The organism is Ramlibacter sp., from assembly GCF_013697775.1.
Lineage (GTDB): Bacteria > Pseudomonadota > Gammaproteobacteria > Burkholderiales > Burkholderiaceae_C > Ramlibacter.
The window spans coordinates 1-11,944 of sequence record NZ_JACCWG010000110.1 but is presented as its reverse complement, the minus strand read 5'-3'; the positions used below and the strand labels follow the sequence as shown (position 1 = coordinate 11,944).

14 protein-coding genes are annotated in these 11,944 nt (G+C 69.5%); all 14 read right to left on the bottom strand.

The window, feature by feature from the left end; genetic code table 11:
- Positions 1-50: 50 nt before the first annotated feature.
- Positions 51-1,529 (bottom strand): flagellar basal-body MS-ring/collar protein FliF, encoded by a 1,479-nt coding sequence (gene fliF / locus H0U68_RS05945; RefSeq protein WP_296353624.1) that lies wholly within the window; start codon positions 1,527-1,529, stop codon positions 51-53.
- 24 nt (positions 1,530-1,553) lie between these two features.
- Positions 1,554-1,886: a flagellar hook-basal body complex protein FliE gene (gene fliE / locus H0U68_RS05940; RefSeq protein ID WP_296353623.1), complete on the bottom strand. Its 333-nt coding sequence runs from the start codon at positions 1,884-1,886 to the stop codon at positions 1,554-1,556.
- On the bottom strand, positions 1,883-2,320 hold the full coding sequence (gene flgC, locus H0U68_RS05935; protein ID WP_296353621.1) for a flagellar basal body rod protein FlgC: 438 nt from the start codon (positions 2,318-2,320) through the stop codon (positions 1,883-1,885). Before flgC ends, fliE begins: the two co-directional genes overlap by 4 nt.
- A 28-nt stretch (positions 2,321-2,348) precedes the next feature.
- Positions 2,349-2,732 (bottom strand): flagellar basal body protein, encoded by a 384-nt coding sequence (locus H0U68_RS05930; protein ID WP_296353619.1) that lies wholly within the window; start codon positions 2,730-2,732, stop codon positions 2,349-2,351.
- 12 nt (positions 2,733-2,744) lie between these two features.
- Positions 2,745-3,887: a flagellar basal body P-ring protein FlgI gene (locus H0U68_RS05925; protein WP_296353618.1), complete on the bottom strand. Its 1,143-nt coding sequence runs from the start codon at positions 3,885-3,887 to the stop codon at positions 2,745-2,747.
- A complete protein-coding gene (locus H0U68_RS05920; protein WP_296353616.1) occupies positions 3,887-4,462 on the bottom strand; it encodes a flagellar basal body L-ring protein FlgH in 576 nt (191 codons plus the stop codon). Before H0U68_RS05920 ends, H0U68_RS05925 begins: the two co-directional genes overlap by 1 nt.
- The gene (flgA, locus tag H0U68_RS05915; RefSeq protein WP_296353615.1) at positions 4,459-5,451 is read right to left on the bottom strand and encodes a flagellar basal body P-ring formation chaperone FlgA; all 993 of its coding nucleotides are present in this window, start codon (positions 5,449-5,451) and stop codon (positions 4,459-4,461) included. Before flgA ends, H0U68_RS05920 begins: the two co-directional genes overlap by 4 nt.
- Before the next feature lie 5 nt (positions 5,452-5,456).
- The gene (gene flgG, locus H0U68_RS05910; protein ID WP_296353614.1) at positions 5,457-6,248 is read right to left on the bottom strand and encodes a flagellar basal-body rod protein FlgG; all 792 of its coding nucleotides are present in this window, start codon (positions 6,246-6,248) and stop codon (positions 5,457-5,459) included.
- Positions 6,248-7,021 (bottom strand): flagellar hook-basal body protein, encoded by a 774-nt coding sequence (locus H0U68_RS05905; protein WP_296353612.1) that lies wholly within the window; start codon positions 7,019-7,021, stop codon positions 6,248-6,250. Before H0U68_RS05905 ends, flgG begins: the two co-directional genes overlap by 1 nt.
- A 281-nt stretch (positions 7,022-7,302) precedes the next feature.
- A complete protein-coding gene (gene flhA, locus H0U68_RS05900) occupies positions 7,303-9,363 on the bottom strand; it encodes a flagellar biosynthesis protein FlhA (RefSeq protein WP_296353610.1) in 2,061 nt (686 codons plus the stop codon).
- Positions 9,360-10,451, bottom strand: a complete 1,092-nt coding sequence (locus tag H0U68_RS05895; protein WP_296353608.1) for an EscU/YscU/HrcU family type III secretion system export apparatus switch protein — start codon at positions 10,449-10,451, stop codon at positions 9,360-9,362. The genes flhA and H0U68_RS05895 overlap by 4 nt, the downstream gene beginning before the upstream one ends.
- Positions 10,451-11,269, bottom strand: coding sequence for a flagellar biosynthetic protein FliR (gene fliR / locus H0U68_RS05890; protein WP_296353607.1), 819 nt, complete (start codon positions 11,267-11,269; stop codon positions 10,451-10,453). Before fliR ends, H0U68_RS05895 begins: the two co-directional genes overlap by 1 nt.
- 21 nt (positions 11,270-11,290) lie before the next feature.
- The gene (locus tag H0U68_RS05885; protein ID WP_296353605.1) at positions 11,291-11,557 is read right to left on the bottom strand and encodes a flagellar biosynthetic protein FliQ; all 267 of its coding nucleotides are present in this window, start codon (positions 11,555-11,557) and stop codon (positions 11,291-11,293) included.
- 239 nt (positions 11,558-11,796) lie between these two features.
- On the bottom strand, positions 11,797-11,944 hold a 148-nt coding region (locus tag H0U68_RS05880; protein WP_296353626.1), incomplete at its 5' end, for an integrase core domain-containing protein.

Genomic DNA, 11,944 nt, shown 5'->3' with positions numbered 1-11,944 from the left:
GCGCACACCGGGCGACTCGACAGTGTCGATCGGGAACTCGGTGCGCGCGTTCACGCCTGCGCTTCCGGCAGCCGCGGCGCGAAGGCAACGGCGCTGGCAGGGCGCAGGTCGCCGGTGGTCCCCTCCTCCAGCCACTGCTTAATTTGGGCGGCCAGCGCGCGGCGCTCGCCCTCGCTCAGCACGGGAGGTCCTTCCACGCGCACGGGGCGCCGGCGTCCCGCGAACCATGCCACCAGCACCGCGAACACGGCGGCGATGGCGACGGCGGCGACCAGGGGTGCTTTCCATGCGTCCGCGGCAACAGGGCGCGCCGCCGGCACAGCCACCGCTGCCGCGGGCTGTGCGGACTGCGGCACCACGGCGCTTGCCTGCGCCGCCGTGTCGAACGCCTTGAGCGTCTGCACGACGATGGTGTCGCCGCGGTCGCCTACGCCGCCGACGGCGGCCGTCAGCAGCATGCGCGCCATCTCCAGCTGCTGCGCATCCAGCGGCTGGCGCACCACGGCCGCCACATGGATGCGGCGCACGGCACCCGGCTGCGTGACCACCTGCTCCACGCGCTTTCCGACCTGGTAGTCCACTTCGCGCTGGCTGTTGCTCGCGCGCAGGTCCTGCGCGCCGGCCAGCGGCGGGCCCGCGTCGCGCACCGTCTCGCGCTCGCGCACCACCACGCCGCTGGGCGACTTGCCGTTGTGGCCGGGCGTGCTGATCACGTCCTCGGTGGTCACGCGCACCTGGTCCATGTTGAGCGTGACGTCCACCGTCGCCATCGCCTGGCCGGCGCCGAAAGCGCGTTCCAGCACCTCGGTGGCCTTGCGCGTGAGCAGCTTTTCGGTGTCGCGTTTCAGGTCCAGCCGCGCGGAGCCGGATTCCGCCTCGGGCTCGCCGCCGGCCGCGCGCGTCAGCGCCACGCCCTGCTGGTCGACGATGGTCACGTCCTGCGCCACGATGCCCGGCACGGCCGCGGCCACCAGCCGCTGGATGCCGCTCACCTGGTCGGCGCGCAAGGTCTGCCCGGCCTTCATGGTCAGCGTGATGGCCGCCTTGGCCTTGCTGCTGGCGCGCTTGAAGAGGCCCTCTTCCGGCAGGGCCAGGTGCACGCGCGCGTCGCGCACCTCGTCCAGCGCCAGGATGGTGCGGGTGATCTCGCCTTGCAGCGCGCGCTGGTAGTTGATCTTCTGCGCGAACTCGGTCATGCCGAAGTCGCCGTTGTTGAACAGCTCGAAGCCGGCCGCGCCGTGCAGCGGCATGTCCTTGCCCATCAGCTTCAAGCGCGTGGCGTGCACGATGGCGCCGTCCACCAGGATGGTGGCGCCGCCGTCGGCCAGCTGGTAGGGGATCTTCTGCCGCTCGAGCTCGGCCACCATCATGGCGGCGTCCTGCGGCTTGAGTTCGGTGAACAGCACCTGGTTGTCGCTGCGCAGCAGCCACGTGGCGGCGCCGGCGGTGGCCAGCACGATGGCCACGACGCCGGCCAGCAGGGTGCGGCGCGCGCGCGGCGTCAGGCTCGCAAACAAATCGTTGAACATCTTTTTCTTTCTTCCGGCCCGCCGCTAGATCTGCATCTTCATGACGTCCTGGTACGCCTCGAGCAGCCGGCTGCGCACCTGCAGCATCAGCTGGAAGGACAGGCGGCTTTCCTCCAGCCGCACCATCACCTGGTGCAGGTTCTGGATGTCGCCGGTGGCCAGGCGCTGCAGGTCGGTCTGGCTGGCCAGCAGGTTCTCGTTCACCTGGGCCAGGCCCTGGGTGAACATCGCGCCGAAGCCGCCGGTGGCGTTCGCCGCCGCGGCGTTGCCGGACGCCATGGGGCCGCCGAACACGCCGGGCGGCAGGTCGCCCAGGATGTCCGCCGCGATGGCGTCGATGGGTGCCGGTCCGCTCACGCATTGCCTCCGATGTCCAGTGCCTTCAGCGCCAGCGTGCGCGCGGTGTTCATCGCCGCGATGTTGGCCTCGTAGGCGCGCGTCGCGCCCATCAGCGTCACCATCTCCGCCGCCGGATCGACCGCTGGATAGCTGACGAAGCCGCGCGCGTCGGCCAGCGGATGGCCGGGTTCCAGCACCATGCGCGGCTGCACCGGCGCGGGCTCGACGCGGAAGTCGGGCTTGAGCGCCGCGCCCGGCTGGCCCGAGAGCATCAGCGCGGCGAACGAGGCGGCCTGCGCGGGCAGGCCCACCACGCGCATCGGCGTGTAGGCGGCCTGGCCCGGCGCGGCGACGGTGTGCGCGTTGGCGAGGTTCAGCGTCGCCACCTCGACGCGGGTGCGCTCCAGCGCCATGCCCGCGGCGCTGACCGCGAAAGACGATGCGTAGTCCATGCGTGTTCCGGTTGTCCTGGTGTTGTTCTCAGCGCTTGCCGTCGGTGGCGGCGCTGTTGAGGATGGAGAAGTGCCGGCTGAGCGCCCGCACCAGCGCCTGGTACTGCACTGCGTTCTCGGCCATGTCGGCCATCTGCGCGTCCAGCTGCACCTTGGCGGGGCGGCCGTTGGCGTCCAGCATCGGCTGCAGTTCCACGCGCACCGCCGACAGCGACGCGGTGTCCACCGTGCCCCGGGTCTCCAGCGCGCGCCGCGCGTCTTCCATCTGCGAGGCGAAGTCCACCGTGACCGGCACATAGCCTTCGGTCGCGTGGTTGGCGATGTTCGCGGCGATGGCGCGCTGGCGCAGGCTGGCCGCGTCCAGCGCCAGGCCCAATGCGGCCGTGGTCAATGCTTCCAAACCTTCGGTCATCCTCTTCTCCTCTTACTGGACCACGAGTTCCGCATGCAGCGCGCCCGCGGCCTTCACGGCACGCAGGATGGAAATGATGTCGCGCGTGTTGGTCTTCAGGCGCGACAGCGACTGCACCAGGTCGGCCACGGTCGTGCCCGCCAGGGCGAAGCCCGGCGCGCCGCTTTCCTCCACGTCCACCCGCGAATTCGTCACCACGGCCGTCTGCACGCCCGGCGTTCCACGGCCGACCACGGTGGGCTGCGACACCGTGGTGTCGCTGGCGATCGACACCTTCAGGTCGCCGTGCGAGATGGCGACTTTCGAGATGCGCACGTCGCCGCCGGCCACCACCGTGCCGGTGCGCTCGTTGATGACGACCTTGGCGCGCCGGTCGGGATCGACCCAGACGCTTTCCAGCCGGGCGACGTAGCGCACCAGCTGGTCGCGCTGAGATTCGGGCACGGCAATCTCGATGCCGGCCGCGTCGTTGGCGCGTGCCGCCTCCGGCCCCAGCTGCGCGTTGATGGCCGCGGCCACGCGGCTGGCCGTGGTGTAGTCCGGCTCGTGCAGCACGAAGGTGAGCTTCTGGCCGGCGGCGAGCACCGTGGGTTGCATGCCGACTTCGACGGTCGCGCCGCCGGGAACGGAGCCCACGGTGGGGTGGTTCTTCTGCACCACGTTGCCGTTCGCGTCGTAGCGGTAGCCGCCAACCGACAGCGGCCCCTGCGCCAGCGCATAGACCTTGCCGTTGGCGGCCTTCAGCGGCGTCAGCAGCAGCGAGCCGCCGACCAGGCTGCGCGCATCGCCGGCCGAGTTCACCGTCACATCCAGGGTGTCGCCTTCGCGCGCGACCGCCGGCAGGCCGGCGCTCACCATCACCACCGCCACGTTGCGGCTTTGCACCTGCTCGGGCGGCACAGTCAGGTTGAACTGCGCGAGCACGTTGGACAAGGCCTGCCGCGTCGCGCGGTTGGTCGGCGAATCGCCGGTGCCGGCCAGGCCGGTGACGATGCCCCAGCCGACCAGCGCGTTCTCGCGCCAGCCCTGCAGCTTGCCCAGGTCTTTCACGCGCACGGCGTTGGCCGAGACGGCGGGCTGCGCATGCGCGGCCACCGTGAAGGCCGCGGCGGCCAGCGCGGCGAGCACGCGATGAAGGAAGAAACGCGCGGCCATCACATGCCCGCCCAATCCAGCAGCTTGCGCCACCAGGCGCGCTGCTGCCGCTGCGAGACTTCGCCTTCGCCCAGGTAGGTGATGCGCGCGTCGGCCAGCCGTGTTGACAGCACCACGTTGCCGTCCGACACGTCCTGCGGGCGCACCCGGCCTTCCAGCGTCACGCGCTGCTGCTCGTCGTTGATCAGCAGCTGCTGCTCGCCGGCCACGCGCAGGTCGCCATTGGGCAGGACCTCGCGCACCGTCACGCCGAGCGTGATCAGCACGCGGTTGGCGCGCTGCGTTCGGCCGCCACCGTCGAAGTCGCCGTTGACCCCGATGCCGGTGGCGTGTCGCTGCGACCCGTGCGTGAGCTCCGCACCCAGCGTGTTCTTGCGCCGCGTGCCGGTGTCGATGCTGGTGGAGGCGCTGGAGTTCTCGAATACCTGCACCGTCAGCACGTCGCCGACACGATAGGCCTTCTGGTCGGCGGTGAGCGGACGGAAGGTGGCCTCGTCGTACAGGCTGGTTGCGTGCGCGACGTCGAGCGCGGCCCACAGGACCAGCATGGCGATCGTGATGAATCTGCCGGTCATGGCATTGCCTCCACACGGCCGTTCGCAACGATGCGCGCGTCCACCGGCGCCGACCCACGCGCCATGCGCACGCGGACCACCTGGCCGAGCCCGCCACCCTGCAGCGCCTCGGCGCGGCCTTCCATCTGCACGGCGCCGGCGCTGAACTGCAGCGTCACCCAGTCGCCGCGGCTGACCGGCAGCGCCGCCGCCACGTTGTGCGAGGTGAGCGCCTCGCCGGCGCGCAAGGGCCGCAGGCTGCGCAGCGGCGCGGACCCGTCGCCATCGATCTCCAGCGGCACGCCGCGCGATGCGAGCTCCACTTCACGCCGCTCCAGCATCTGCGGCGCGATCGCAGCACCGGTGCCGACCGGCGTTGCGGCCACCCAGGCCTGCTTGTAAGCGTCGACCGCGAAACTCACCGGCACTGTGCGCACGAAGCTTCCGTCCACCGCCACGTCGACCCACACCACCATGCGCGTGGCCGGCTGCTGGTTCGCGGGGAACGGCCGCGCCGCAAGTTCCACGCGGCCGGCGGGCAGCTGCAGGCCGGCCGGTGCGCCCACGCTGTCCACGTCGAACCGGCTGCTGCGCGCGGCCAGCCAGCGCTGCAGCGCGCCGCGCGCGGTGCGTTCGATGTCGGCCGGATCGGCCTGCTGCGCGGGCGAGCTCAAGGCGCTGCGCTCGCTGCCGCTCCACTGCAGGCGCTCGCCGCCGATGCCCAGCCGGCTGCGGATCCAGTCGGCGACGGTTTGGCGCTCCAGCACCACGCGGGCACCGGCGCGCGGCGCCTGCCCCAGCGGCAGATCCACCAGGCGCCGGATGGCGGCGAGATCGGTGGTGCGGATGGTCGCCACGTCGCCCAGGCGCACCAGCCGCTGCGGCGCGGAGGCATTGGCGCGCAGCGCGATCTCCACCTGCCCCGGCGCGAGTTCCTGCGCAGCGGCGGTGCCTCCGCCTGCGCACCCGAGGGCGGCAAGCAGGGCGGCAATGACAAACTGACGCGGCATGGACATCACTTGCGCAGGTTGTTGACCATGCCGAGCATCTCGTCGGCGGCCTGCACCACCTTCACGCTGGCTTCGTAGGCGCGCTGCGCCAGCATGAGGTTGACCATCTCGTCGACCATCTTCACGTTGGAGCTTTCCAGCCAGCCCTGGGCCAGCGTGCCGATGCCCTGCTCGCCCGGACGCAGCGCGATCGGGTCGCCCGATGCGTCGTTGGCGCGGTACAGGTTGTCGCCCATGGCGGTGAGCATGTTGGCGCCGGTGAAGCGCACGATGTCCAGCTGGCCGAGGTCGACCAGGTTGGTCTGGTTGGGCATGCGCGCCTGCACGCGGCCGTCGCGCCCGATGACCAGCGCTTCGGCGGTGTCGGGCACCGCGACCGCGGGCTTGAGCGGATAGCCGGCAGCGGTGGCGAGCAGGCCGTCCTTGTTCACTTCCAGCGTGCCGCCGCGCACGAAACCGCTGCCGCCATCGGGCATGGTGACTTCGAGGAAGCCCTCGCCCTGGATCGCCAGGTCCAGCGGCGAATCGGTCTTCTTCACCTCGCCCGGATCGAACACCTTGCCGATGGACGACACGGTGACGCCGGCGCCCAGGCGCTGCGGCGCGCCGAGCACGCCGGCGCGCATGTCTTCCGCCGAGCCGGCGCGCGCGGCCTCGCGCACCATCAGGTCGGCAAAGCCCACGCGGCCCTTCTTGTAGGCCGGCGTGTTCATGTTCGCCAGGTTGTTGGCGATGGTCTCGACGCTGAGCTGCTGCGCCTGCATGCCGGTGGCGCCGATGGAAAGTGCGTCGAACATCAGGAGGTCTCCCCAAGTTTGCGGATGGCGGTGCCCAGCATGTCGTCATAGCCCTGGGCGGCTTTCTGCATCGCTTCGAAGTGGCGCATGGCCTGCATCAGCTGCGTCATCTCCTGCGTGGAGGCCACGTTGGAGTTCTCCAGGAAGCCCTGGCGCAGCTGCACCTCGCGCGGCTCCAGCAGCTTCATGCCCGCGTCCGCGCCGGCGGAGACCAGCCCGTCGCCCATGCGCTGCAGCGTTGCATCGCCGTCGAATTCGACGACGCGCAGCTGCGCCAGCGGCGCTTCCTCGTTGCCGTCCGGCCCGAGCACGGCGCCGCTTGCGGTGATGACGGGGTTGGCCGTGGTGAGGCGGATCTCGCCGCCGTTGCCCATGACCGGATCGCCTTGCGCCGTCACCAGCCGCCCCGCCGCGTCCAGCCGGAAGCTGCCCTGCCGCGTGTAGGCCGGCCCGTCGGGCGTGGCGATCTCGAACCAGCCCTTGCCCGCCAGCGCGAAGTCCAGCGGCTGGCCGGTGGCTTTCAGCGTGCCGGTGCGGCTGTCGCTGCGCAGGCTCACGGCCTGCACGCCGGCCAGCAGCGGGTCTTGCGCGCCGCCCGCGGCGGCCGTCGCGCCCGCCAGGTGCGCGGCGAAGGCAGCGCCGATCGGCCCCTGCACCGCAACACCGCGCTTGTAGCCGGGTGTCAGCGCGTTGGCCAGGTTCATCCCCACCTGGTCCACCCGCGCCATGTCCGCCTGCATGCTTTGCAATGCGACCGCCAGGACTTCATGCATGGTTCACCACCTCTAGGGCCTGTTCACACTGTTTTGCCAGTGCGAACGCAATGAAAACCGCGCCAATCTAGGCGCAGGACGACGCCAAGGCTGGCCGCCTTGGCTAGGAGTGCAACGATGAGTGGCGCGGTTTTCATCGCGTTCCCTTCGGGTTGCGGCCAAAAAGGCCATGCGCCGCGTTGCGAAGCCTTGCCGGACATTGAGTCCGGCTGCGTTTCGCGCCTTGCGCATGACCTTTTTGGCTGCAACGCATCTGGCAAAACAGTGTGAACAGGCCCTAGTCACAGCGTCACCACGCCATAGGATTTGAGTTCGATGCTCTGCGGAATCTCCGCCATGGACAGCACGCGGAGGTGCGGCATGGCGCGTTCGCACAGCGAGCGGATGTGCCGGCGCAGGTCGGGCGCGCACAGCAGCACCGGCAGCAGGTTGCTTTTCATCATCTGTTCGGCCTGCTGCACCATGCGCGCGAGGAATTGCTCGGCCAGCTTGGGCTCCAGCGCATAGGAGGGCTGCTGCTGCGCCTCGGCCGTTTGCAGGCCGTGCAGCAGGCGGCTTTCCACCAGCGGGTCCAGCGTCATCACGTGCAGCGCCGGCGCGTCGCCCAGCAGGCCCTGGCAGATCGCGTGGCCCAGGCGCCGGCGCACGTGCTCGGTCAGCACGCCGGCATCCTTGGTCGCGCGGCCGACGTCGGCCAGCGTCTCCAGGATCGCCTCGATGTGGCGGATCGACACCTTCTCGCGCAGCAGGCTTTGCAGCACCTTCTGCACGTCGCTGACCGACAGCACCGTGGGGATCAGCTCCTCCACCAGGCCCGGCTGGCTTTCGCGCACGCGCGCCAGCAGCCGGTCAGTCTCGGCGCGCGTAAGCAGCGCGGCCGATTCGCGGCGCAGTACTTCGGTCAGGTGCGTCATCAGCACGGTGGGCCCGTCCACCAGGGTGAACTTGGCGGCGGCGGCGGCGTCGCGCTGGTCGGCCTCGATCCACAGCGCGGGCAGCCCGTAGGTGGGGTCGCGCGTGACCTCGCCGGCGATCGACTTGGTGTCGCCGCTCGGATGGATGGCCAGCCACTGCTGGCTGCGCGCTTCGCCCTTGCCGGCGACGACGCCGTCGATGCTGATCTCGTATTTGTCGGTGCCCAGCTTCGGCGAATCCTTGAATCGCACGCGCGGCAGCACCAGGCCGAGGTCCTGCGCATGCTGCTTGCGGAACGCCTTGATGCGGTCCATGAACAGGCTTTCGGGCTGGTTCACGAGCTCCACCCAGTTGCGCCCGACGAAGACCTCGATCGGCTCCACCGGCAGCATGGCGTAGGAATCTTCGGCGCCGCTCTCCGCGATGCCGGCCGCATCGTCGGCCTTCTGCTTGTCCGCTGGCTCGCCCGCCTGCGACGTGCGGTAGGCGATGGCCGCGACGCCGAGCACGAAGGCCGCCAGCACCAGCGTCGGAATCACCGGGATGCCGGGCAGCAGCAGCAAGCCGCCCAGGGCGCCGGCCACCAGCAGCAGCGTCTTGGGGAACGACGTGATCTGGCGCAGAGCCTCGCGGCTCAGGTTTCCGTCGGAGGCCGAGCGCGTGACGATGATGCCGGTGCCCACCGCGATCACCAGCGCGGGCACCTGCGTCACGATGCCGTCGCCGATGGTCAGCAGCGTGTAGGTCTGCAGCGCCTGGCTCCACGGCAGGTGATGCTGCATCACGCCGATCAGCAGGCCGCCGACGATGTTGATCAGCAGGATGATGATGCCGGCGATGGCGTCGCCCTTGACGAACTTGCTGGCGCCGTCCATGGCACCGTAGAACCCGGCTTCCTTCTCGATGTTCTTGCGCCGGCGCTGCGCCTCGGCCTGGTCGATGAAGCCCATGTTCAGGTCGGCATCGATGCTCATCTGCTGGCCGGGCATGCTGTCCAGCGTGAAGCGCGCGGCGACCTCGGACACGCGCTGCGCGCCGCTGGTGACCACCACGTACTGCACCACGATCAGGATCAGGAACACGATCAGGCCGATGACGTAGTTGCCGCCGACCACGTAGGCGCCGACGGCGGAGATCACGCGGCCCGCGTTGCCGTCCGACAGGATCAGCCGCGTGGCCGCCACGTTGAGCGACAGCCGGAACAAGGTGGCGATCAGCAGCAGCGACGGAAAGGTGGAGAACTCCACCGGCCGCACCATGTAGAACGTGAGCAGAAGGATCAGGAAGGCGAAGCTGAAATTCGACAGGATCAGGAAATCCAGCACGCCGCTGGGAATGGGCGCGAACAGGACGATCAGCACGCCCAGCACCATCAGCACCAGGGCGATGTCGCTGTGCCGGCCGAAAAAGCGTTGCAGTGCCTTCATGTAGCGGCTCCTTGCGGCTGCGTGCGCGCGTCGCGCATGGCGAACACCCACACGAGAATCCGCGCCACCTGCGCATAGAGCTGCGGCGGCACGTGCTGCTCCACCTCCAGCCCGTGGAACAGCGCGCGCGCCAGCGGCGGGTTCTGTATGACGGGAATGCGGTTGCGGGCGGCGATCTGGCGCATCAGCGCGGCGACGCCGCCCGCGCCCTTGGCCACCAGTTGCGGCGACGCCATCTCGCCGTGCACGTAGCGCAGCGCGACGGCCACGTGCGTGGGATTGGTCAGCAGCACGTCGGCATTGGCGGTGTGGCGCGCGGCCATGCTGCGGCGCAGGGACTCGCGGCGCAGCTCACGCAGGCGCGCGCGGATGCGCGGGTCGCCCTCGCGGTTCTTGTGCTCGTCCTTCAGCTCGCGCTTGCTCATGCGCATCTTCTTGTTGAACTCGCGCCGCGTGTAGGCGAAGTCCACCAGCGCGATCAGGCACAGCATCAAGGCGATCTTCAGGCCCATGCCGGCGGCGTCGTCCAGCACGGTGCGCACCAGCATGGCGGGCGGCATGGCCGCCAGTTGCGGAAACTGCGGCGCGAGGCTCTTGATGCCCTGCACCACCACCAGCGAGAGCAGCACCAGCTTCATCACGGCCCGCGCGCCGTCGAACAGCGTGCGCAGCGAGAACAGCTTCTTCAGACCGGTGACGGGGTTCAGGCGCGAGAAATCCGCCTTGATCGGGTCCATGGACAGCACGGGGCCGGTCTGCATCAGGTTGCCGACGATGGCCGCGATCATCAGCGCGCCGAAGAACGGCGCCAGCGCGGTGAGCGCGTCGCGCACCATGCCGCCGACCAGCCACCACAGGCCGGCGGCGCTGCCGTCGAGCCGGCCGGCCTGCACCAGCAACGCATGGCCGTAGCGGAACTGCGACTGCAGGCCGTCCCAGCCTTTCCAATAGAAGTAGGCGACCGCCACGGTGAAGACGGTGGCCGACACCACGTCCGCGCTCTTGGCAACCTGGCCGCGCTCGCGCGCCTTCTCCAGCTTGTAGGGCGTGGCGTCCTCGTTGCGGTCGAGGTCCTGCTGTTCGGCCATCAGCGCACCACCGGCATCGCGAAGGCTGCCTGCCAGCCGCGGAAGATGAAGCCGTAGATGCGGCTCATGGAGTCGCCCATGCCGGCGAACCACAGCGCCAGCAGCCCCAGGCCCACCACGATCTTGACCGGCACGCCGATCACGAACATGTTGATCTGCGGCAGGTTGCGCGACACCACGCCGAGCGCCAGCTCGATCAGCAGCAGGCACACGACGACCGGCGCGGCCAGCGCGAAGCCCAGGCTGAAAAGCCCGGCCATCTGCTTGGCCACCAGCGGCGCCGCATCCTGCACCGGCCAGGGCCGCCCGGGTGGGAAGCGCTCCAGCGTGTAGGCCACGCCGCGCAGCAGCGCGTGGTGCGCATCGGCCAGGAAGAACACCAGCACGGCGAGCTGGTTGAACGCGCTGGTGAGCACGGGGATCTGGCGGCGCGTGACGGGGTCGAACACCTGCGCCATGCCGAAGCCGATCTGCACGTCGATGAGATGGCCGGCCATGGAAATGGCGGCGAACGCGATGAAGATGCCCAGGGCCAGCAGCGCGCCCAGCGCGAGCTCCGAGGCGGCGGCCGTCAGCAGCGGGCCGAGTTGCGACAAGGCTGCCGCATCGGCGGCTTCAAGCGGCGGCAGCCCCAGCGCCAGCGCGGCGGCGAGGCCCACGACGATCAGCCCGCGCACCGGCCCGGGCACGGCGCCGGCGGTGAGGATGGGGGTGAGCAGCAGCATGGCGCCCAGCCGCAACGACAGCAGGAACACCAGGAGCAGGAAGCCCGGCGCGGGCGCGGACGCGCCCAGTGCACTGACCCAATCGAAGCCCACGCGGCAGTCCGGTGAAGCGGGTCAGAACATCGAGGGAATGCCGGTCCACAGCCGCGCCGTGAACTGCGTGAGCTTGCGCAGCATCCAGGGGCCGAAGACGACGAGGGCGATGGCCGCGGTGACCAGCTTGGGGACAAAGGTGAGGGACATCTCCTGCACCTGGGTGACGACCTGCAGCAGGCTGATGCCCAGCCCCACCACCATCACCAGGCCCAGCACCGGCAGGCACACGACCAGCCCGGTCCAGAATAGGTCCGCCATCATTGCGATGGCCATGTCCGAATGCATGAAAACTCCCTCGTCCAGCTCTTTTGAAGCACTTTGGCTCGTCACAGATTTGTTGCTGAACGCAACGTCTGTGAGAAGAGGCGCAATGGTAGAGCTGAAACAGATGGGATGAAAGCACAGAAGGTTAGGGTTTCTACCCAAAACGACGTTCTTGTTAAACAAGTCACTGAAATCGGGGAAATACGGCGACGGGCGTGAAACGTGTGGGATGCGGCTGACCGCCTGACGTACAGGTTGCCCTAGCTGTCGAGTTTCACTAGGTTCATAGCCGGAATGCGGCTCATGGGCGGCTGGTGGTTCAGAGCGGAGTGTGGCCGAAGCCAGTTGTAGTGGTCAACGAAGGGCTGCAGAGCGGCTCGGCGCTGCTCTGAGCTTTCATAGGGCCTG